The organism is Bacteroidetes bacterium GWF2_43_63, assembly GCA_001769275.1.
Classification (GTDB): Bacteria; Bacteroidota; Bacteroidia; order Bacteroidales; family DTU049; genus GWF2-43-63.
In genome coordinates, this window is the sequence record MEOQ01000027.1 from 1 (window position 1) to 21435 (window position 21435).

Annotated in this window: 23 protein-coding genes; 8 read left to right on the plus strand and 15 right to left on the minus strand. The window is 38.6% G+C overall.

Annotated elements, in window-relative coordinates; all coding sequences use genetic code 11:
* From A2W93_09575 to A2W93_09590, 4 genes are all read left to right on the plus strand, one after another.
* Positions 1 to 1513: hypothetical protein (locus A2W93_09575; GenBank protein OFY54556.1), on the plus strand; the 1513-nt coding region annotated here is incomplete at its 5' end.
* Between the two features lie 83 nt (positions 1514 to 1596).
* Positions 1597 to 2502 (plus strand): hypothetical protein, encoded by a 906-nt coding sequence (locus A2W93_09580; GenBank protein ID OFY54557.1) that lies wholly within the window; start codon positions 1597 to 1599, stop codon positions 2500 to 2502.
* A 2-nt stretch (positions 2503 to 2504) separates the two neighbouring features.
* A complete protein-coding gene (locus A2W93_09585) occupies positions 2505 to 3371 on the plus strand; it encodes a hypothetical protein (protein OFY54558.1) in 867 nt (288 codons plus the stop codon).
* Between the two features lie 110 nt (positions 3372 to 3481).
* On the plus strand, positions 3482 to 3892 hold the full coding sequence (locus tag A2W93_09590; GenBank protein OFY54559.1) for a hypothetical protein: 411 nt from the start codon (positions 3482 to 3484) through the stop codon (positions 3890 to 3892).
* Here the strand turns inward: A2W93_09590 and A2W93_09595 are convergent.
* Positions 3870 to 4703: a transposase gene (locus A2W93_09595; GenBank protein ID OFY54560.1), complete on the minus strand. Its 834-nt coding sequence runs from the start codon at positions 4701 to 4703 to the stop codon at positions 3870 to 3872. The two genes, A2W93_09590 and A2W93_09595, sit on opposite strands and share 23 nt — an antisense overlap.
* 26 nt (positions 4704 to 4729) lie before the next feature.
* Positions 4730 to 5020 carry a transposase gene (locus A2W93_09600; protein OFY54561.1) on the minus strand — a complete coding sequence of 97 codons (291 nt, stop codon included), beginning with the start codon at positions 5018 to 5020 and terminating at the stop codon, positions 4730 to 4732.
* A gap of 116 nt (positions 5021 to 5136) precedes the next feature.
* Here A2W93_09600 and A2W93_09605 point away from each other — a divergent pair, with 116 nt between their 5' ends.
* The 4 genes from A2W93_09605 to A2W93_09620 all read left to right on the plus strand — a co-directional run bounded on the left by A2W93_09605 (position 5137) and on the right by A2W93_09620 (position 6914).
* The gene (locus A2W93_09605; GenBank protein OFY54562.1) at positions 5137 to 5718 is read left to right on the plus strand and encodes a hypothetical protein; all 582 of its coding nucleotides are present in this window, start codon (positions 5137 to 5139) and stop codon (positions 5716 to 5718) included.
* Complete coding sequence (locus A2W93_09610; GenBank protein ID OFY54563.1) at positions 5715 to 5999, plus strand: hypothetical protein; 285 nt, start codon at positions 5715 to 5717, stop codon at positions 5997 to 5999. Before A2W93_09605 ends, A2W93_09610 begins: the two co-directional genes overlap by 4 nt.
* Before the next feature lie 275 nt (positions 6000 to 6274).
* Positions 6275 to 6502 carry a hypothetical protein gene (locus tag A2W93_09615; protein OFY54564.1) on the plus strand — a complete coding sequence of 76 codons (228 nt, stop codon included), beginning with the start codon at positions 6275 to 6277 and terminating at the stop codon, positions 6500 to 6502.
* Between the two features lies 1 nt (position 6503).
* A complete protein-coding gene (locus tag A2W93_09620) occupies positions 6504 to 6914 on the plus strand; it encodes a hypothetical protein (GenBank protein OFY54565.1) in 411 nt (136 codons plus the stop codon).
* Positions 6915 to 7180: 266 nt separating this feature from the next.
* On the opposite strand, the gene A2W93_09625 is transcribed toward A2W93_09620, so the two are convergent.
* The 13 genes from A2W93_09625 to A2W93_09685 all read right to left on the minus strand — a co-directional run bounded on the left by A2W93_09625 (position 7181) and on the right by A2W93_09685 (position 21430).
* Positions 7181 to 8764 carry a hypothetical protein gene (locus A2W93_09625; protein ID OFY54566.1) on the minus strand — a complete coding sequence of 528 codons (1584 nt, stop codon included), beginning with the start codon at positions 8762 to 8764 and terminating at the stop codon, positions 7181 to 7183.
* 640 nt (positions 8765 to 9404) lie between these two features.
* On the minus strand, positions 9405 to 10439 hold the full coding sequence (locus A2W93_09630; GenBank protein ID OFY54567.1) for a hypothetical protein: 1035 nt from the start codon (positions 10437 to 10439) through the stop codon (positions 9405 to 9407).
* Positions 10440 to 10667: 228 nt separating this feature from the next.
* Positions 10668 to 11219: a hypothetical protein gene (locus A2W93_09635; protein OFY54568.1), complete on the minus strand. Its 552-nt coding sequence runs from the start codon at positions 11217 to 11219 to the stop codon at positions 10668 to 10670.
* A gap of 25 nt (positions 11220 to 11244) precedes the next feature.
* On the minus strand, positions 11245 to 12165 hold the full coding sequence (locus tag A2W93_09640) for a hypothetical protein (protein ID OFY54569.1): 921 nt from the start codon (positions 12163 to 12165) through the stop codon (positions 11245 to 11247).
* Between the two features lie 295 nt (positions 12166 to 12460).
* Positions 12461 to 13297 carry a hypothetical protein gene (locus tag A2W93_09645; protein ID OFY54570.1) on the minus strand — a complete coding sequence of 279 codons (837 nt, stop codon included), beginning with the start codon at positions 13295 to 13297 and terminating at the stop codon, positions 12461 to 12463.
* A gap of 15 nt (positions 13298 to 13312) precedes the next feature.
* Entirely contained in the window at positions 13313 to 14437 is a 1125-nt protein-coding gene (locus A2W93_09650; protein ID OFY54571.1) for a hypothetical protein, read from the minus strand.
* A gap of 222 nt (positions 14438 to 14659) precedes the next feature.
* Positions 14660 to 15205, minus strand: a complete 546-nt coding sequence (locus A2W93_09655) for a hypothetical protein (GenBank protein ID OFY54572.1) — start codon at positions 15203 to 15205, stop codon at positions 14660 to 14662.
* Between the two features lie 19 nt (positions 15206 to 15224).
* Entirely contained in the window at positions 15225 to 16109 is an 885-nt protein-coding gene (locus tag A2W93_09660; GenBank protein ID OFY54573.1) for a hypothetical protein, read from the minus strand.
* A 233-nt stretch (positions 16110 to 16342) separates the two neighbouring features.
* Positions 16343 to 17197, minus strand: coding sequence for a hypothetical protein (locus tag A2W93_09665; GenBank protein OFY54574.1), 855 nt, complete (start codon positions 17195 to 17197; stop codon positions 16343 to 16345).
* 89 nt (positions 17198 to 17286) lie between these two features.
* On the minus strand, positions 17287 to 18336 hold the full coding sequence (locus tag A2W93_09670; protein ID OFY54575.1) for a hypothetical protein: 1050 nt from the start codon (positions 18334 to 18336) through the stop codon (positions 17287 to 17289).
* Between the two features lie 49 nt (positions 18337 to 18385).
* Complete coding sequence (locus A2W93_09675; protein ID OFY54586.1) at positions 18386 to 19414, minus strand: hypothetical protein; 1029 nt, start codon at positions 19412 to 19414, stop codon at positions 18386 to 18388.
* Positions 19411 to 20019, minus strand: a complete 609-nt coding sequence (locus tag A2W93_09680; protein OFY54576.1) for a hypothetical protein — start codon at positions 20017 to 20019, stop codon at positions 19411 to 19413. The genes A2W93_09675 and A2W93_09680 overlap by 4 nt, the downstream gene beginning before the upstream one ends.
* A 622-nt stretch (positions 20020 to 20641) precedes the next feature.
* The gene (locus A2W93_09685) at positions 20642 to 21430 is read right to left on the minus strand and encodes a hypothetical protein (protein OFY54577.1); all 789 of its coding nucleotides are present in this window, start codon (positions 21428 to 21430) and stop codon (positions 20642 to 20644) included.
* Between the last annotated feature and the right edge of the window lie 5 nt (positions 21431 to 21435).

Below are 21435 nucleotides of genomic sequence, written 5' to 3' on the forward strand. Positions count from 1 at the left end.
TGCACACATCATTTCATTCCGTGGAAAGGCTGCAATTTATGAGATTGCCGGACGATTGCCTTCCGACTTCGGGTCGATGAAAATCACTTTGTTCATCATAACTCCACGAAACATAAAGAAACACAGATTCAAACCTGATCTTTTCGATCCGGAAGATGTGGAAAAATGCCTGGAATCCGTTGCAGCAAGCGACACAACGGTAAGTATTGCAGAAGTTGAAACAGATATTGCTGAGCTCACACTGTTGTTGGAAAAATACCGCGAACAGCATTTTGAAATTGATGATAATGCCAAGCAAGCATCAATGGACAAAAGAGCACTTTCTCCTCTGGCAGAAAAAGCTGCAATGAAATTTCTGAAAAGCGAAAACCTGCTGAACAAAATCAATCTTTTGCTTGAAACTACTGGCATCATTGGTGAAGCAAAACTTCGTATTGCACTATTCATTATTGCGTCAAGCTATAAAATACCCTACCCGCTGCATGGAATTGTGCAGGGTGACAGCGGAAGCGGAAAGTCGCACCTGATCAACGCCATCATGCATTGCATTCCTCCAGAAGATGTGATTAATGTTACCCGGATCACCAGCAAATCTCTATACTACTTTCAGGGAACAATGCTGATGAACAAGCTTTTTGTCATCCAGGATTTTGACGGATTGAACAGAGATTCAAGATTTGCGCTGCGCGAATTGCAGAGCGCCGGTTTTGTGAGTTCATCACTTACCCTGAAAAATAGTTTCGGAGAAACTGCCTCGCAATTTAGAAAAGTCAAAGCTCATTTTGCAAGTTTATCGGCAACGACATTGACGGAAATTTTCTATGACAATGAAAGCCGTTCTATTGTACTCGGGATTGATGAAAGCGCTGAACAAACCGAAGAGATAATCCGTTATCAGAACCGCAAACGAAGTGGTGAAACGGATGTGAAAAAACAGGACTGCGCCATTCATTTATTGCGAAACTGCATACGTGTTCTGAAATCTTTTGAAGTTATAAATCCATGGGCAGAGTCTGTTTCTCTTCCCTTGAATTTGCCACACAAAAGAAGACTGAACCAGCAGTTTCAGGACTTTATTGCACAAATTACAATATTGCATCAGTTTCAGCGCAGAAAGGACAAGTGTGGCCGACTTATTTCAACAGTTGAAGATTTGCGTAACGCCATTGAATTGTTTATCCCTGCAATAGTATTGAAAGCAGACGACCTTGACAGCAGCACCCGTCAGTTTTTTGAACGTCTAAAGAAGTGGGTAATAGCACAGAAAAGTGGCAATGAAACAACATTTTCTGAAAATGATATCCGCCTTTCTCTTTGCATGAGTAAAACAAATATCAACAGATATTTCAGGGTTTTAAAAAAAGTCGATTACATAAAAGCAATGAGTGGTTGTGCTAACAGAGGGTACAAATACATGATCAGCTATTGGGATAATCGTAAAAAAATGATATCTGAACTTCAAAAACATTTTTCAGCAAAAACACATCCCAAAATGGGAAAAATCAGCCATTAATGGGACGCCAGGTTCCGCATCAGGACAGGCGCTTACCGCTGGCGTTCCAAATTTAACATTATGCACACAAAAATCACATTCTTATGAACTCAAAAATCAGAAATGTATCAAACATGAGCATCTTCGAAAACTATGTCTCATTTATCAAAGCCAGAAATTACAGAAACAATCTTAATTACATCACTCCCGTCAAAGAGTTTCTAAACTGGCTGGAAAAACGCGGTTTGAGGTCTGTAAAAGAAATCACCGCGACTGACATCAACCTTTATTCAGAATGGCTCCACACCAGGCCTTGCTGGCGGGGAGAAGGCACGCTCAGCGACAACAGTATCAAAAACCATCTTCTTGCGCTGCATCTGTTTTTTGAAATGCTGCTTGACACGAAGGTTGTAAGCGCCGCATACGTTTTACCTGCTTTCAGCAAAAGGAAAACAATACCAAGAGAAATCCTGAGCATAGCAGAGATTCTTGAACTGAAACGCTGCTGCGAAAATCAGCTGGAAACCAGCATTATCAACATTGCCTATGGCTGTGGTCTGCGACGTACTGAAATGGTCATGCTTAATGTTCATGATGTTTTGTTGTCAAAAGGATACCTTGTTGTCAGATCCGGCAAAAATGACAAACGGCGTGAAATTCCGCTCACAGAAAAGATTTCTGCAGAAATTAAAAACTACATTTTTACCTTTCGTCAACAAAGGGTCGTGTTTTCTGTGCCACTCGAAAACGCTTTCTTTTTAAACTCAAATGGACAACGGATTTCCGGTGGTTCCCTTAATAATATGCTGAAAACAATCTGCAGTAGATGTGGTAACAAAAACATCACTGCGAAAAACATCACTTTGCATTGTTTGCGTCACAGCATTGCTACTCATTTGCAGGAAGCCGGAGCCGGGATGGAATTTGTCCGCGACTTTTTAGGCCATACCGAAATTGACACAACGCAATTGTACATGATTCGCAGAAGAAAACAATTTAAAACTGCATAACCATGAAAAAACAAACTCTTGAACAATACGTCCGCGCAGCGCACACAAAGCAGACTGCTGATAATTACCTGTACGTAATCATCAATTTTTTATCCATCCATCCTGATGCGCGAAAATTTCAGTACATGGATCTGGTGCAGTATTTCGATCAACTCACAATCAGATATCCAAAAGTGGCCACCCGGATAAGGATGCTTGCTGCAATAAAAAAGTACTACGATTTTTTATTGCACACAGGGCGCCGGATCGATCACCCATGCAGAAAACTAACGATCAAACGCAAGAAAACCGCCATTCAGACTCAGGATTTATTTTCAATGAACGAGCTGCAACTTCTATACACCAGACCCAATCGCTACAAAAACCTTGATGTTCGGGACAGGGTCCTGTTTTCATTTCTTCTGCAACAGGCGCTCAGCAGTCATGAACTTGCAGAACTCAACATTACCAATATCGATCTGGACAAGGGAGAAGTTCATATCAAAGCATCACCGAAAATTTCTGGGCGAATTTTGCCACTCGATGTTTCACAAATTGCCTTGCTTATCAGATATCTGAATGAAACCAGACCGGCCATGATTAAAGCGAAAACCAGCAAGCTCATCATTTCTAAGGCTGGTAGCGGAATGAGTGTTGACAACATCCATGCTGTTTTTGAGCCTCTCAGAATGTTGTTCCCGGGTAGAACTATGAACCCTGAACGAATCCGAATGTCGGTAATATCGTATTGGCTCAATGATCGGAAAATGCCGGTTGAACAGGTCATGGAGCTAAGTGGCCTGAAGTGGGCTTCGAGTGTAATGCAATACAAGAAAATAGATATTGCAGAACAATCGAAACTCATCAATCGGTTTCACCCTTTGCGATGATGGTGCTTCTGCTGGAATAAAGGTTCAGCAGAGCTGAACTCTTTAACAAAATTATCTCTATCTTAGCCATGTAAAACTTCTGCATGGCTAAGAATTCTGTTTGCAACTTATTGGCATCAGACACGGCGACATTTTCTACAAGCCGCTCCCAAAGCGGCCTGCAGAGGCGCGGGTATCACCGTTTCGGATTCAATGGCAAAGAGAATGACAATGAGGTGAAAGGAACTGGAAATCAGCAGGATTATGGAATGAGAATTTATGACCCGAGGCTGGGAAGATTCTTGAGTGCGGACCCGTTGATTGTGCAAGGACAAGAATATCCTTGGTATTCGCCATATCAGTTTGCTGGGAATAAGCCGATTTACGCATTAGATTTAGATGGGCTTGAAGAACTACCATATATTCTTCATGTTGCATCAGAAGGGCCTTCTTTAGCCCCGTTTACATATGCATTGGATTGGCTAAGTGATGTGTCCCTACCCCCTTTTTCAGACAATGCTAAAGTAGACTATTTTCTTTAATTATAGAGTCTTCAAGCTTTTTTCCCGGGGCGCGCCCCGGGAAAAAAGCTTGGGAGCCGATTTCAGCCCATTCTTTTGGGGTTTTATTTTTTAGCGATTCATGCGGACGGCGCTCATTAAATTCCTCGATCCACTCTTCAGTAAGCAATCTCACTTCATCTAAATCGAAAAACAAATAGGCGTCAAGTATATCGGTGCGATACGACCCGTTTAAACGCTCAATTAATGAGTTTTGCGTAGGCTTCCCGGGTTGGGTGTGTACTTGTTCTATTCCATTCGTTTTACACCAGATTTCAAATTCTTTTGAAATAAATTCAGGTCCGTTATCCATCCGTATTCTTTTTGGTTTTCCTCTCCAGGAAGCAATTTCATCAAGTATTCTAATCACGCGCACAGATGGCAATGATGTTGAAATTTCAACAGCCAGTACTTCTCGACTGTAATCGTCAATAACATTGAATGTTCTGAATTTTCTTCCACTTGCAAGGCTATCGCTCATAAAATCAATGCTCCAGCATTCGTTGATCCGTGTTAGTTCAGTCATGGGTTGTTTTATTCGTTGGGGTAAACGGCGCTTGCCTTTCCGGCGTTTGTTGTAGCGAAGCAATGTGTAAACCCGGTACACTTTCTTATGATTCCATGCTTTTCCGGCGCGGCGCAAATACGCGAACGTTTTTGGAAATCCATGTGTCGGATGTCGTTCAATATGGTTTTGCAATGCTTCTATCACTTCACTGTCATTGCGCCGGCTTTTATAGTAATGCCGCGCTCTTGACAGTCCCGTGGCTTTATAGGCCCTGTGAACACTCACGTGTAATCCGGAGCAAACTTCTTCAATCAACTCTTTTTGTTCGCAGGGCCTGAAGCTTTTTTTGACAGCACTTCCTTTACAATCTGGTAATCCAGGCTCAGATCAGCAAACATCTTTTTCAGTCTGGCATTCTCTGCTTCCAGCTCTTTCAGACGCTTCAGTTCCGACACTTCCATGCCGCCATATTTGCTCTTCCATTTGAAAAAAGTTGCTTTACTGATACCATATTCCCGACACAAATCGAGAACTGTTCGGCCGCTCTCATACTCTTTCAGTATTGCGGCAATCTGCGTTTCTGTGAATCTTGACTTTTTCATTTTTTGACAGTTTAAAATTAATCATTCTTTTCTTTCGAAAAGTCTACTTATAAACTGTCTGAATTTTGGGGAGACTTACAGATGGGATGGGGCTTGGGCAATTTGGAAGGTCATGCATGGAAAATGCGGATAATTATGCACGATATAATGACCCCACATATGATCCAGGTTATTATGAAAACGTCCCCGACCAGCTAAAGGATGCTCGCTTTGAAGCAATTGATTGGCAAACAAAAGCCGATGCAATAGAGGGTGTTGCTGAATTTGGCCAAACTATGATGATATTAGAAGGAGTTGCTTTAGAAGGGGCAATGTCAACATTTAGTACTGGAGCCAAGACGGTTACCTCAATAACAGAAAAGTCGATTCTTAAAACTTCAAATGCAACTTCAACAGCTGGGAAATACTCACATATTGATGATGCATATGCAAATACTAGGGGGCCAGGCAAAAATTTTTCAGCATCTCAAAAACATAAAATCCTTTCGGAAAATAAAGCATTAAACAATGGTGTGTTAAGGAGTGATCAAAGTGGTGCAATTGCTTCAGATCCAGTAAAATCAGTTCGAGGTGTTAAAGCTAATATGAATCAAGCTGAGGTTGATCATGTTATTCCCAAATCTAAAGGAGGAACAAATGAATATGGCAACGCCCAAATTCTACTTAAAAAAGAAAATTTGCAGAAAGGAAACCGATGAATAAAAAGAATTTTCAAGAGCCTCTTGACACAGCAGTAATTACAACAAAATATATAGTTTTTGGTAATTCGCCAATATTATATGTTTTTCATGACGAAGACGGTGTATGGCAATTTCATGGTCCTGAAGAAAATATTAATGAAGATGACGCTGCCATTATTCGTTTGGATGAAATGATTAAAATTGATGACTCTATACTCTCTGTTTCAGATCTTCCTGTTGGATGGCAAGCAATGAGAAAAGATATCTATTCTGATTGGCGTATAGTATCACCATACTGAGCTAAAAGAATCAAGGCAATCTTTTGTCCCACTCGCATATTTCCCAAGCTCGCCTAAGAATGTTTTATGTGTGGTTTGCTTTTCGAACTATCTCTCTTTCTCGAATTCACAAAGTATTATGCAATCGCGCGCACTCGACAATAATTTCAACAAATTTGGGTCATAAATGGGACGCCACATTCCGCACCCACACAACTCAACCCCCCTGGCGTCCCAAATTTAACATTTTGCACATTTTCGGAAAATTTTCTATCTTTACTTGACGTTGGATTTTCATGGCCGAAACATCTTTCCATACAACATATTCAAACAATCGTTATTTGTTCGCGCGAGCGGTGAATGGCTCCCAGAGCGGCCTGCAGAGGCGCGGGTATCACCGTTTCGGATTTGATGGAGGGTCATCATCAACTTTAATTCAAGATGGGAATAACGAACTTGTATCTCCATCTTGGTATAAGGATAATACCATTTCTGTTGGAGTAACATTTAGTAGCGGAGAATAAAATGAAAAAGAAAAAAATAGTTATTGGGCTTTTAATACTGCTGATAGCATCATCTAGTCTTATAAACGAAGACTTTGCGAAGTTTATGTTATCAGGACAAAGCGGGTCTTATAATGTGATTCTCGTTAGACATAGTTTTTTAACTGTGCTTTCTATATCGATAATTGCTATGGTGTTTAATCTGATTTCAGAAAGAAGAATGCTGTATAAATACTTGCTGGGAACATCTATTTTATTATTAGTCATTTCGCTTAAAACTTTTGCTATCGTAAAAAACAGTAATAATACAACTGTAGTTTCTGGATTTTCAATCTTTCCAATATATAATTGCGAGGTTATTAATACAGGTGATTGTAAGATGGGGTTTTGTTTTTTTCTAAAGGATGAAGTTAAAAAAGCTATTGAGGACTAATACTTAGGGTAGTGTTCCAAATTGCACTTGGCCTTGCATCACCCAAGAAAAATCCTAAAAGCTCATTCAATACTCAACGCCCCGCCCACCAGCGGGGTTTTGTTATAATACTCTTGGAAAGTTGGGAAATTTTTGAATTTTTGATGGTTGGGAAATTGGGAGGAAATGGGTGCTTGGTTGGTTTTCGGGGCTAACCAGTTGCGGCCGCATTCATATAGTATTATGAAAACGAATGCCCACCCGGACACAATTTCAAAACAAATAGATCATTCCGCAAACGTCACTTTCGTCAGCTCCGCAGTTTTTCCCATCCCTGAATAAAACGGTACAATGAGTTCATTCGAAGAAATTGCAGTGCAGCCGTTCAGCAGTCCGGTCACATTACAATTGGTGAAATCTGATAATACATATTTTTTAATTGAACCATCAAATCCAACTTTTACTATGGACAACTTGTTGTTTTCAGGCACCATGTTTTCTTTATTCAGGCTGACATTAAGTAATTCATTTCCCGTATAATTACTTTTATTGTCAATGAAAATAAAACAGATACTTTCATTATTTACAAAAGAGCAAAAGCCGGAGATATTCTTATCTAAGGTTGTTTTCGTCAATTTCGGGATCACATGGCTCCAAATAATTTTCCCCTGTTCATCAAATAATCCGATGATAATATTTCGTGTGGTATACACATCTTTAGGTTGGCTGTACTCACCGACATCATTTGGCGAAAAAATCCTCCTTTCTTCCGCAATGACAAGAGTCCTGTTATCACTGAGCTGAACAAGCGGATGAACATTACATTGATCAAAAACATCTGATAATTGGGGTTCCCCTTTGACTTTCTGCGACATCTTATTTTCATTTGCCAGGTCAACGCCAAACATTTCGAAATTAAATATCAGCGTACTGTTTGTTTTTGTGTCTATTTTCCAATAGAAGAATCCATGCGAGTTTTTTCCGTCGTTGGATAGTACACCAGCGACTATCATTTTACCATCATTGGTGAAATCAGCATTGAAATCAACAACATCAAATTGGGGCCCGTTTGCTGGTGCGCCTTTTGGATAGGCTCTTTCCAAAAAACCATACAGGCCTCTGTCTTCTTTAAGTTTCATTTCAACTGTTTTGCCGGTTTCGGGATTTGTCTTGCTGAAATATAAACCATATGTTCCATCAGTAACTTTTTCTACATCAAGGCCCCCACGGATGTAAAACTGATATATGTTTCCGCTGTTGTCGATATAGCAATGCTTAAATAAAATGAAACAGAACTTCCTGGATAATACTGAAACGGCACCTGAAAACAACCTGTTTAGATCCTTATCAAATATCAAAAAAGAATATCCTGCTTTATTCATATCCTTCTCTGTAATAATCAGTATTTTTGATTTATCAGGGCTTGTAGAAATATCCACATACTCTGGGAACTCTCCAAGCCGCAATGGAGGACAAAAACAAAAAGGAGAGATGTTAGGAACTGTAATCAAATCACCACTTGGTTCAAGTGAAGAATTAAATATATTAATGTAAAGGGGATTGGATTTCTTATCCTTGTTTGTGCTGAAAACCAACAATTTCCCATTAATAAAGGTTGAATAGTGATACGATCTGCCTTCAATGGTTGTTTCAGCAATTTTTTTCATTTTATTGTTGAAAAGTGTAATTCCAAAGCTATTCTTGCCATTGGAGAAAACAACAAAATTTCCGTCACTGGTGGCACAGAACCCCGATATTTTATCCTCTTTCTCAATATTGTCACCTCTTTCAATCCTGGCAAAATCGCATTGATTCTGACCAATGCCGCACAAAGAAAAGACAACAAATGCAATGACAAAAAGCTGTTTCATATATATTTCATTTAGCGCAAATTTATTAATATTTTCAACATTTTCCCGAGTGACTGTTTTTTTTAATTGTTTATACTGTTTTTTGATTTAGCCGTTGCGGTGCACCATCCACAACAAATCCTAAATGTCAATCCCAATATTGGTAAACAACAGATTTTCAATAGATCACACCAAAGCCGGCGACAGCGCCTCCACATTGTCAAAAATTATGCATTTCTGAGCACAGAATTATAGTTTTCAGCACTCATCAAATTTCTTTCACCCCTCTCCACCAAATTCCCAACCCCCGAAAATTTTGAAATCTCAAAGAGTAAACACATCATAGAGTCGTTTTGAATATTGCTAAAAATATTGTGCTAAAAGAAAAACGAGCTATCATCATTAATAAAATCATCACCATAATAATACTCATACAAATTTTCCCCACAAAAAGGACAATATGCCATATTAATAAAAACAAATTTGTTTTCAATCATATTAGTGACAAATAAATATCTATAAACTCGATTTCTGAAAGAAAGTTCGTTTACTTGAATTTTAACAATCCTTATAAATGGGAAATGTCTTATCACTGAGCCGCTTTCTGATTTAGTTGCAACCGTAGAATAATAGCTCTCGAATTTTTCGCAGCAAAATGTTTTCATTGACCAAGCATTATGTTTTTAATGTTTTGATTTGTTATTTTCAACTCAAATCCTGAAGCGTTGTTTGTTGAGTTAAGACCTTGAAATGTTTCAATAATTCCTTCATTCTTTAACAAATTGTAACCACTTCTCGACACGGTAAATGATTTAACATTGCTTGAATATGAACTGGCGTAAACTTTACTTTCAGTTAAAAACAAAGCACCATTCCCACCCTCAGTACTTTTCATCCCTCGAAACAATGTTATTGCATCGTCAGGCTTTGGAGCCATTATTTCAACCATTTCTGAAGCAGAAAATTCTCTACCTGAAATCCCTTTTGCAAAAGCTTTAGGTGCACTTGTCGCTTTTGATAGTCCCTTTCCTAAATTTTTGATTCCAGAAGTAATATAAACAACCCCTAAGGCAATTTGAGTCATTTCTGAATAATGCTGCAAACAATTTTGAACTGAAAGGCCTAAATAAGCAACATCGGCATTTTCCCAACTATTAACAGTTTCTAATACTTTCATCGGGTCATCGCTAATTGCATTAAGTGAGTGACTTTGCCAATATTCAGGAATATTATGAAAATGTCCATCAGAGCCATATACATATGAACCACCCCCAAACACTTTATTTGAATTAACTGTTATGCCAAGAGGTTTAATTGTTGCATCAATTTCATCAATAGAAACAAGTGAAAAACTTGAGGTTTTTTTGTCAAATGCTAATGCATAGTAAAAATACTCCAACCCATCCAAATCAATACCGTCAATTGGCCTGTTGCTGGCAAACTGATAAGGGGTCAACTCTGGATAATTAGATGTTATCGGGTCAACCGATAAAAATCTTCCCAGCCTCGGGTCATAAATCCTCATCCCATAATCCTGCTGGTTTCCAGTCCCTTTCACCTCATTGTCATTCTCTTTGCCATTGAATCCGAAACGGTGACACTCGCGCCTCTGCAGGCCGCTTTGGAAGCCATTCTCCGCGCGAGTCAACAAATATGGATTGTCTGAATATGTTGTATGGAAAGATATTTCGCCCATTAAAAATTAACGTTGAGTAAAGATAGAATATTTTTACAAAGTGTGTAAAATGTTAAATTTGGGTCGCCAGGGGGTTTGGCTTTTGTGGGTGCGGATTGTAGCGTCCCATTTGGTGCTGTTTATTTGTGGGACGCTATGACTTTTTTGAGATTGAATGACCAGCGTGGAGGGGTTGTTAATAATGGAAATTATTAAGGGCTTTAATGAATACTGCAGGTCAAGGAAGACTCAAATCCAGATTTTTCTATTATCAATATTTCCAATTTGTTTAACTTCAGCAATTATTTCCTCAATTTGGCCTTTAGTCCATCCATTTTTTGGATTCAGTTTGACTTTCAATCTATTATTCTGATATAACCTAATTGACTCTGATGCTCCAAAAAACAATCCGTCTTTTCTAACTCGATATGTAAACGAACCAAATTTAAAAATGATTCTCTTTTTTATTAAATAGAGAAATCTGAAAGTAATAAGTAACTCCTTGTGTTCATAATCAAATTTAAGATAGCTAACGGGTGTAGAATTCACTTGAATTTTGTAAATATAATAACCCAATATTGCTAAAATCCAAAGGAGCCAATTGCTTTTAAAACTAACGCCTCTTCCCATTAATTCATCAACTTTTAATAAATGTAAGAAGACAATAAATGATGCAAATAATGCAGCTTGTATTATTACTCTAATCCACAACGGAAGATTAAATCGTCTTTTAGGGGAATACTCTTTCATTATGAAATATTTTTCGTCTTCGAATTCGTAATTAAAAATCAATTTTACCATTTACAATATGCAAACGGTGTCAAAGTTATCCACCAGACGCCTTCCTGATCAATGCATTATAAACACTTTTTGTGACCGAATTTGCATGCTCTAACTCACCTGATAACCGAGATGGAGTACTCGATTGTGATGAGGATGAGGAAGATTCAGCCTCCATAGATTGTGTTCCTTCTATCAGATCTTCACCCACATCGAAATAGGATTTAAAAGTACTCGCCTGATTTACAATATCTACAACAGTATTAACACTGCCAACTTTTCTTCCAAGCAAAAGCCCGGTAACATCATCAGCTGTCTTTGACTCTGAAATTTCTCCAACAGGAGTGGAATACTGTGGATCTTCAGATGCATCGCCACCTTCGACCAAATTTGCAAGTTGTCTGAATCCTTGAACAGTGGTGTAGGAGCCAGTGACAAAAATAGCTCCTCCAATAACGGGTCCAGCCCCCGTTGGACATGTGACTACTCCAAAAGCAATACCTCCCAAAGCGGTAGAAATACCACTGGCGATCTTCCATACACCTCCAGCCCCTCGTTGCACATTTTCAGGGACATGAACATCTTCATATCCGCCAGATATTCCAGCTCCATAAATTGAACCTGTATATTCATCGTTTATTATTACAGAAGTCATTTCCAGCCCATCCAAATCAATTGCATCAATCGGTCTGTTACTAGCAAACTGATATGGCGACAATTCAGGATATTTTTGCTCTTGCACAATCAACGGGTCAGCACTCAAGAATCTGCCAAGTCGTGGGTCATAAATTCTCATCCCATAATCCTGCTGATTTCCAGTCCCTTTCACCTCATTGTCGTTCTCTTTGCCATTGAATCCGAAACGGTGACACCCGCGCCTCTGTAGGCCTCTTTGGGAGCCATTCTTCACGCGAGTAAACAAATATTGATTGTCTGAATATGTTGTATGAAAAGATATTTCGGCCATGGAAAATTAACGATGAGTAAAGATAGAAAATTATTCGAAAGCGTGCATAATGTTAAAAATGGGTCACAAGGGGGTTTGACCTTTGTTGGAGCGGGATGTGGCGTCCCATTTGTGACTCAAATTTATTGAAATTGGTGTTGGGTGCGCGTTTGCATAATTGTTTGTGAACGCGGACGCGGCGCGAGCAGCTCAGAAAACCAACCAAGCAAAAAAGCCACTCTTTTGAGCGGCTTTTTCAATATTGGGATTTTTATAAAAGATCTTTCTGGAATTTGAAATAGTGTTATCATTTCAATCAGTTGGAACATTCCGGAATTTCCTTGGACGATAATATGTAAAACTGACTGCCAAATTTAAACGTTTTTAAAACAGTCGGCTTTTCAGCAAACAGATTGTGCCTTACTATGAGGTATTTGAGCTTTTTCATTTTTACCAAGTTCCATGGGAGATCAGACAATTCATTCCCACTTAAATCCAATGATTCTATGGTTTGGCTACTGGTAATATCTCCAGGAATGGTTTTCATATGACATTTCCACATGTTCAAATTTCTCAAACTTTTAAATGCTGCAAAACTAAAATTGTATTTCGTGTTTTCAGGAATATTAGTAAATGAAAGATTAATTAGGTTTCTGAAATCATTGATTCCACTTTCAATAGATTCCAATTCAGAACAGCCAACAATACTTATTCTGGTAACTGATGTTATCAATTGATGTTTTTCAAATAAAGACTTGCCTGAACTTATACCAATTATTAATGTGTGTAAATTTCTGTATTTTGAAAAATCCACATCAACAGAATCTGCATTAATATTTTCCAAACAAAGACGCTCAATATTCCTTAGAGCATATAATTGACTATAATATTCTGGAACCTCCTTCATATCAATTGTTAAATTCCTTATGGCTGAAATGAATTTTGGATATTTTTTTACATCAATCATTGAGAACACACCATATGGTACAACAATTCTCTTTCTGCTCACTGTGTAAATTTCAACCTTGTTTCGTTGCCAATTTTCATAATATATTTTAGAAACAGGATTGCTTTCCTTTATATCATTCTGTTGCTTGTTGCAGGCAATTGCAACGAGAAATACTAATGCAGTAATTTTATAAATAGATTTCATGTAATATTGATTTACTTAAAACATTGGGACGTTTGCTCGTCTATTTAAAGCACGATCTCTCTTTTCAGTTTGAAGCCGTTTATCATATTCATCTTTTTTTATTACATACTGTGACCATTGTTTATCAACTGATTCTTCAAAAACTTGAGTTTTTTTCCCAACATGCTCTGGTGACGACGAACCTGGTTGATATACATTATATCCATTGTCAGTATAAGGAGCATCCACGTCGTCACTTGCATAGCTGCATGCGCCATTTATTTCAGCAGCATCTCCCTCTGCAGCAGCCGGGCCAACAGCTTTCAGGCCAACTCGAACAGCAAAAGCTTGTGCTAAACCATACTTGTTAAACGGACCTGGATCACTTGCTACATCATTACCAGTATTGCATGCTCCAATATTAACCACCGCATTCGGAGAGAATGCAGTTCGATCAAACTGTTCTGCATCAGATTCATTTAGATGAACGCCTCCTCCAAGTAGTAAATCACTTGGGCAGGCATGCGTGAGAAAAACCAAATCTGTAACTTGCTCTTTATAAGCAACATCATTACAAGTTGTCGTTGTTGTAGGTCTGCAATTAGCATATTCAACAATATCCTGCTCGTTATAATAATAGACAACCTTTACTCCCATCTTTAAAAGTTTATCAGTATATGCTTGTCCTCGTTTTAAATCATCAGCATCATTTCCATTGAGCATCACGGTCGTATTCTCACCATTCCTTTTTAATTTTCTTGCATAGAATACAGCTCTGCCATAGAAGTTGTTCTCACGAGCCATCCCAGTTCCATCAGTACTGGCAGGACCCTGAGCTCCAACTACAATAATATTCTCCCTCCCATCCGGATCAATCACCGCAATAGGATCACAATATCCAAAATGATAGGGTGAATATCCCGGATATTTCACCGCTAACGGATCGCAAGCCATCCATCTCCCAAGCCGGCTATCATACAACCGCGCACCAAAATCATAGGCACTTCCGCTGGATTCAAAAAGCTCATCAACTTTCTCTTTGCCATTGAATCCGAAACGGTAACACCCGCGCCTCTGCAGACCGCTTTGGGAGCCATTCTCCGCGCGTGCCAACAAATATGGATTGTCTGGATATGTTGTATAGAAAGATATTTCGGGCATGAAAAATTAACGTTGAGTAAAGATAGAAAATTATTTTTTGGTGCGAGATTTTCGCAGACCTGCTCTGCGCGCGCATTTGCGTAATGCTTTGTGAACGCGGGCGCGGCGGGTGTAGCTCCGAAAACCGGCCAGCCAAAAAAGCCACTCGGTTGAGCGGCTTTTTACCAATATTGGGATATGTATCAAAGATTTATCATGGATGGTGCAGTGTGACCAACAATCTTATTTTCTTATTTTAATCTCTACAATCGGATTACTGTATTTTTCCAATTCTATTAATTGGTTGGCGATTTTTTCATTCCATTCGGTCTGTTTCTCTTTGTTAAGATAGTGATTGGTTTGCTCATCATATAATTTGTGATATTCAATTAAATTTTTTCTGATATTAACACATGCTTTTTCGATTTTTTTTGAAAAATTATTTTTTGAAAAAGCACTCAATATAATTTGTTTCCTAAATTTTCTAGCAAATATTTCAGTAATATCAAAATGTCCTTGTTCATGTTTTAACCCGTCGTCATCATCATAACCTTTTCTGAACCAAGATCTTTTTGGGTAAAATACAGCATTAATTTCAATCAAAAACGGATCTGTTTTATTTATAAAATCTATTAATATTGATGTTGTGGCTCTCGCTCCCTCATTGTAAGAAGAGTTTGGTTTACTTTGAAAATCATCCCATAATAATGGGCGGTCTTTGTTCCAAACAATGTAATTTTCAGCAGTTACAAATCCCGCCGTTATTAGAAATATTGCTGCTGTCAGCAAACATTTCACAAATCTTATTTTATTCATCGTCAGTTCCCTCACTCCCCGTATTTCTTGTTGCCGAAGTAGTTGAATTTGATGGGATACTCTGCCGTATATAAAGTGTCTCCCCAGGCTGCAAATTAAAATCTGCCGATATTGAGCCAGCCCCATTTACCGTGGTAGTGCCAAGCGGTGTCTCATTTTCGGTTCCATCGGTAACACCAATTTCAACAGTTATCTCTTTCGGATTTCCTTCTTCATCAACACCAGGATCAAATGTGACGGTTAGAGTACCATCGGGAAAGGTCGGAGTAGCCTCGGTTCTATCGAACCAGTCTTGGTCTTCGCCTCTCGTATTACGATCTAACGGGTTGCTGTTGTCAGGAATACTATAATCTTCATCATTATTATCTTCGTTTTCCTTTGGAAAACTTACAGGAGGAATATATGGTGTTGAGAAATTTGAATTTGATTTAGAATCGTTTGTTGTCCTGACTGTGTTTCGATAGTATTTTCCTCTGCAATCTATGCCAAATAATCTGTCAAAAGCGGTAATACCAGAAAAATCATTTGTTAATCTTGGTTTGTTTCTTCGTTTTGCAAAATTATTCTTGTGGCTTTCTAATCCTTCCAAATCAATACACCGAATCACATCATTCTCCGCAAACGCATAAGTGCTATTCCATGGATATTCTGGTGCTAGCGGGTCAACAGAAAGGAATCGCCCAAGGCGAGAATCGTATATTCTGTATTTAAATTCGATGCTGTTTCCTGTCCCTTTTATTTCGTTATCAGCCTCCTGACCATTGAATCCGAAACGGTGACACCTGCGCCTCCGCAGGCCGCTTTGGGAGCCATTCTCCGCGCGTGTCAACAAATATGGATTGTCTGAATATGTTGTATGGAAAGATATTTCGGCCATGAAAAATTAACGTTGAGTAAAGATAGAAAATTATTTTCAAGTGCATTAAATGTTAAAAATGGGACGCCAGGGGGTTTGAGTAGTGTGGGAGCGGGATCTAGCGTCCCATGAATGAATTCAATTGGTGTGGAACGCTATATTTTTGAGAACTTTCGAAATGACTCAAAAAAGCCACTCGGTTGAGTGGCTTTTGGCAATATTGGAATATTGTTATGAAACTATCTTAGATAGTGTTAGTTTGCAATACTGTTCTTCCTTTTCTGCATTTCTTTTTCAAAATGTTTCCTTTCGTTGAACAAACCCGAGTATCTCAGTATTATCTGTAGCTTCTGTTTTTTTACATTGGGAGTTGTATTAGGCCCAGAAATAGTTAGCATTCCAAAAACACCTCTTTTTTCAAGGACGGAAATTACATTTGGTAAAGTAATAAATGCGTTGAACGATAAATAGTAATACTTCAAATCAGGCAGTAGCCCGAATTCATCAGGGATTGAATCGATGCAATTAAACGACAGATCAACATCCTTCAGCTTTTTGCATTTTCCCAGACCTTTTGGGAATTCAGTTAGAAAGCAATCACAAATAGCAACTGTATCTAATAATTCAAACCTGGAAAAATCACATTCAAAATTGACTCCGGGACAATCATTAATGTATAAATGATTCAATCTGTGAAATCCTTCAAAACCAGCGCAAAGCGTGTTTATTGAGCACCTAGAAATTGACACACTCTTAACTGAAGTATTATTGAAATAGTTGGCAAATAATGAATCGCAAAATGATACTCCAATGTAAAGACTTTGTAGCTTAAGCAGCCTGTTGAGATCAATCGAATACTTTCTGGAATTGATATAGTAAATTTCAAGATCCTTAAGGTTTTTAAAATTGTATAAAAAGTCTTCGAAAACACTATCCGTTTCATTAACAACAATTCTTTCAACCTTGCCGGCAAGTTCAGCATTTGCTGAAAGCTTGCGCGCCATTGGGATGCTCAGCTTTTGTGGGTTCCCATTGAAAAATGAACTGTCAGGTGTTGTATCATATACAACAATACAATCATCTGACAGCAATTCATTGTTTCTTTCCATGGCTATTTTGAAGCCTGAAAATTCTTCCGAACAACCACTAATTGAAATTAGTATCACTAATAATATATATCTAAGCTGTTTCATTTCGTTTAAAATGATGGTACGTGCTGGTCCTTTTTTGGTTTCTTCTCACCTTTATTTCCATAATCACGATCCTTTGCAGGTTGTGCAGGTTTAATTTTTTCCGGTTCCCATCTGAATTTATATTGTTTGTTTGGAGACATTTCGAAAGTAGAAGATGGAGTGGATGTTCCATTGGGATGAAAGGTTCTCCCATCTTCTAAATACACTCCTGTGTCTGTTTCACCTGCATAAATGCCAGATCCAATGGGTCCTATGACGTCAATGCCAAATAAATTCGCAAGTCCCCTTAATAAATCTTCTTGCGCTGTATGACATGCACCGGAATGAATTTTTGCATCACTTGTAAAGGCGTTTTTATTAACTTTTTCAAAATCTGAATAACCCATTCCGAATTTTCCTTCCTTAAGAAGAAACTTAACGAGATTTCCGTGACATAGAAACATCAGATCCGTAATCTTCTCAAATATTGTTTTATAATTCGGCTGATCACCGCGACTTCTATTCAAATAATCAATGATTTCTTGGTTACTATTGTAATAAATAATATTTGCACCCGCATCTGTAAGGCTTTTAATATATTCAGATGCTCCAACTACTTCTTCTTCGTTGGGACTTCCATAAATAAAGACGGTTAAGACTTCACCTTCAGTAGCCATTTTGTTTGCATAATGCACTGCCTTTCTGTAAAAATTATATCTTCTTTTCATCCACTTATCTGGAGGGCCCTGATATCCAATAACAATAATATTTTCCATTCCATTTGGATCCATTACAATTATAGGATCACAATATCCAAAATGATAAGGCGAATAACCCGGGTATTTTGCCGCCAACGGATCGCAGGCCATCCATCTCCCAAGCCGGCTATCATACAACCGCGCACCAAAATCATAGGCACTTCCGCTGGATTCGAAAAGCTCATCAACTTTCTCTTTGCCATTGAATCCGAAACGGTAACACCTGCGCCTCTGTAGACCGCTCTGAGAGCCATTCACCGCTCGCGCGAACAAATAACGATTGTTTGAATATGTTGTGTGAAAAGATGTTTCGGGCATGGAAAATTAACGTTAAGTAAAGATAGAAAATTATTTTCCGTCACCGTTTTTATTTTGGTTGTGGAAATTCCAGGTCGAATCTCCATTCCAGCGAATTGATCTTTTTGGTCAGCTCTTCTAAATCAGAAATAATTTCACCGAAAGCTGGCGGATTTTCTTCATAAATCATCTGTTCAATCATGCCATTGTAGTCTGCTTTCCATGCTTCCATCAACTCTACGGGAGGTATCGGATTTATTGTCTGTGGCTGATGCAAATTGTAGTTCACTTCGCCCACTCTTGTAAAATGGTATCGGTGATATACAATGGTTTCATACAAAGCCCTGTCAGCAAGCGCTTTTTCAGCAAAACTTGTTTTGGATAATTTCACCACATCGTACAAATGGCGACTGAGCCGGTTAACTCTTCTTTTTTCAGCTGGCCGGTGAAATTCTTCATGTAAAAGAAAAATTTTCTCAAGAAAAGTTCTTTCCGGATTAACGGTTGGAATAATGGCTGGTGGCTGTATGAAACCAGCATCAGGAAATACTTCGTCAAGATGAGACCGAATGCTGCGCATTGAGAAAGGTTCACGTAAAGAACGACAACTGATCTCTATCTGAACTGCAGGCTGCAGGTAGCCGGGCGCGTCAATCACATTTGGATAATAAATGGAGATTTTACGATCCAGGTCGCTTTGCTTTTCCTTTACCAGTTCCAGCCGCACGTTGTCATATCCTTTGCTGGCAAACTCATCAATCAGTTCCGGATAAAAAACATTATCAACGTACAAGCCTGTTTCTTTGCGGAGTTTGCCACGTTCATTTTTACTAAGCTCTCCATCAAAGCCGAGAAAAGCCCGATCCAGAGCCAAATCAACGTCCTCGGAAAAACGGTCAATAATTTTCCAGCCCTTGCTAAGCGAGGTGCCGCCTTTAAATACGAGGTGTGCCGACACATCAATCCCGAAAACAACAGACAATGTTTGCACCACCCACCAGTCCTTTTCCGCAGCAAACGCTGACAGGCCAATCCTTTCTGCTGTTTCAATATAAGCCCTTCTCTTTGTTTCGTCAGGGACTGTTATCCAGGGATTCATGATTTTGATTTTTTTATTGCCTTTCGCATTATTATCCGTATCCATTCAGGAGCCAACCTTATATCATGTTCAAGTCTATAGGGATCTTCTTTTTTCAAATGCTTCAGAATGACTTTAATCTCAGTTTCTGTGACATTGTCCTTCCCGATATCTTTCAGAGCCTGAATAACCACACTGCTGATTTTCCCAATTGCAGCAAGATTTCTGGGCGTTGTCTTTTTAAAAATAATTTTTCGCTTGCCAATGGAAATTCGTCTCGCTGCGCCATCAGTAAGATAAACAACATTTATTGGGACCTGCGTGGAAAGGCCCAATGCATTCAATGCAGCAGCTCCAGTAATAATGATACGGCTTTTGTCTCTGCGGCTGATGGCTTCGGCAATGGCTTCGGTGCCCGGCCTAACCGTTCCGAGAACAGAATCGCTTTCCAACCGCGCGTATATGCCACGTGCCACGCGCGAAACACTCCCCCGACTGACTAATCGCTCCAGTGCTTTGGCAACAGCTTTAGCGCTCCCGAAAGACAGAAAATCTTCGGTAAAATAAAGCGTACCCCTCTTCGCTTTTTTAAATTTTGCAAGTATCATGTCATCAGCACTTAACATGGCGTTTGATTATTAAACATGTCGCAAATATAGTAAATAATTGCGACATTATTACCGCAGTACAAAGTTGAAAGATTTCATTTTAATAATTCAGATTTTTTGCATGAACTGAATTCAAATACAACATATGAATCTCACTCTACTTTACAGCAATCTGAATTTTTTGAGAGACGCCCACCTTGAGTAAAGATAGAATATTTTCTCAAAGTGTGCATAATGTTAAAAACGGGTCGCCAGGGGGGTTGGGTAGTGGTGGTGCGGAATGTGGCGTCCCAGAAATGAGTGTTTTTGGTGCAAATTGGTGCTAAATGCGAGTTTGCATAATTCTTTGTGAATGCGGGCGCCACTGGGTAGCCATGAAAACCAATCAGGCATAAAGCCGGCGCAGTGGCCGGCTTTGCGATATAATGTTGAAAATCTGTGTTTTACCAATATTGGGATGGACATTTAGGATTTGTCATGGATGGTGCAGCGCTGTGGCCGGCTTTGATGAGATTTATTGAATTTCAGTGTTTTACCAATATTAGGATGTGTATCAAAGATTTATCTTGGATGGTGCTGGGATGACGAAAAGCGAGTGTGCCATGCGATAAATCGGATACGACTACGAATAGAATACTAGTTATTCATCCATCACAATCCAATATTTATCTGGCAGTATAGGCTTGGTTATAAATTTGTTCTTATGCAAAGTTATGAACTTTAATCTTTTCATTTTCGTGATACTATCAGGAAGATATTGTAAATTATTATTGGTCAAAATCAAATGAGTAATTGTATTATTGCTCAATAAATCCCCTGGAAAACTATCTAAATTACAACCTAATAATTCTAGATACTCCAGACTGTCTAAATCCGCAAAACTGAAATTATAGACTGTTCTGTATGGTAAATTCTTAAAGTGCAATGTAGTTAAATTACAAAAGCCATTTATGCCTTTATCGATTGATTTAAGAGTTGGACACCCGACAATATCAACAATTTTCACAGACGGAACAACAAACTCATCATCAAATAAATTTGAGCCATTTTCCATTGAATAAAACAATTCGTACAACTTATTGAATTGAGCAAAATCGATTATAATTGAATCAGTATTAATTTTTTCAATTGTAAGAGTTGTTACGTTTTTGAAATTGTAGAACCTATCATCGAATTTATTAATGCCTTGCAAATTGATGCCTAATATCTCGACAGAATCCGCAAATGAGCTGACAGCAACCTTGTCTAAAACAAAATTATATGGCAAATGCACTCTTTGCAATGATTTAAATGCAATTTCCACGGTTTTCGTTCTCCAAATTTCCCATTTATTTTCAAGAATGGTTGAAGATATTGCGATGTCAGGATTCTGATCCGTTGAGCAAGACGAAAATACAGCTAACATGCCGACAACCAAAATTATATTCATTTTTT

Coding starts and splice junctions, on each gene's coding strand:
- A2W93_09615 (OFY54564.1), top strand. CDS start 6,275: ATGGCCGAAACATCTTTCCATACAACATATTCAAACAATCGTTATTTG.
- A2W93_09670 (OFY54575.1), bottom strand. CDS start 18,336: ATGCCCGAAACATCTTTTCACACAACATATTCAAACAATCGTTATTTG.
- A2W93_09685 (OFY54577.1), bottom strand. CDS start 21,430: ATGAATATAATTTTGGTTGTCGGCATGTTAGCTGTATTTTCGTCTTGC.
- A2W93_09630 (OFY54567.1), bottom strand. CDS start 10,439: ATGGGCGAAATATCTTTCCATACAACATATTCAGACAATCCATATTTG.
- A2W93_09610 (OFY54563.1), top strand. CDS start 5,715: ATGAATAAAAAGAATTTTCAAGAGCCTCTTGACACAGCAGTAATTACA.
- A2W93_09650 (OFY54571.1), bottom strand. CDS start 14,437: ATGCCCGAAATATCTTTCTATACAACATATCCAGACAATCCATATTTG.
- A2W93_09675 (OFY54586.1), bottom strand. CDS start 19,414: ATGAATCCCTGGATAACAGTCCCTGACGAAACAAAGAGAAGGGCTTAT.
- A2W93_09645 (OFY54570.1), bottom strand. CDS start 13,297: ATGAAATCTATTTATAAAATTACTGCATTAGTATTTCTCGTTGCAATT.
- A2W93_09635 (OFY54568.1), bottom strand. CDS start 11,219: ATGGTAAAATTGATTTTTAATTACGAATTCGAAGACGAAAAATATTTC.
- A2W93_09620 (OFY54565.1), top strand. CDS start 6,504: ATGAAAAAGAAAAAAATAGTTATTGGGCTTTTAATACTGCTGATAGCA.
- A2W93_09625 (OFY54566.1), bottom strand. CDS start 8,764: ATGAAACAGCTTTTTGTCATTGCATTTGTTGTCTTTTCTTTGTGCGGC.
- A2W93_09660 (OFY54573.1), bottom strand. CDS start 16,109: ATGGCCGAAATATCTTTCCATACAACATATTCAGACAATCCATATTTG.
- A2W93_09580 (OFY54557.1), top strand. CDS start 1,597: ATGAACTCAAAAATCAGAAATGTATCAAACATGAGCATCTTCGAAAAC.
- A2W93_09585 (OFY54558.1), top strand. CDS start 2,505: ATGAAAAAACAAACTCTTGAACAATACGTCCGCGCAGCGCACACAAAG.
- A2W93_09640 (OFY54569.1), bottom strand. CDS start 12,165: ATGGCCGAAATATCTTTTCATACAACATATTCAGACAATCAATATTTG.
- A2W93_09665 (OFY54574.1), bottom strand. CDS start 17,197: ATGGAAAGAAACAATGAATTGCTGTCAGATGATTGTATTGTTGTATAT.
- A2W93_09605 (OFY54562.1), top strand. CDS start 5,137: ATGGAAAATGCGGATAATTATGCACGATATAATGACCCCACATATGAT.
- A2W93_09680 (OFY54576.1), bottom strand. CDS start 20,019: ATGTTAAGTGCTGATGACATGATACTTGCAAAATTTAAAAAAGCGAAG.
- A2W93_09600 (OFY54561.1), bottom strand. CDS start 5,020: ATGAAAAAGTCAAGATTCACAGAAACGCAGATTGCCGCAATACTGAAA.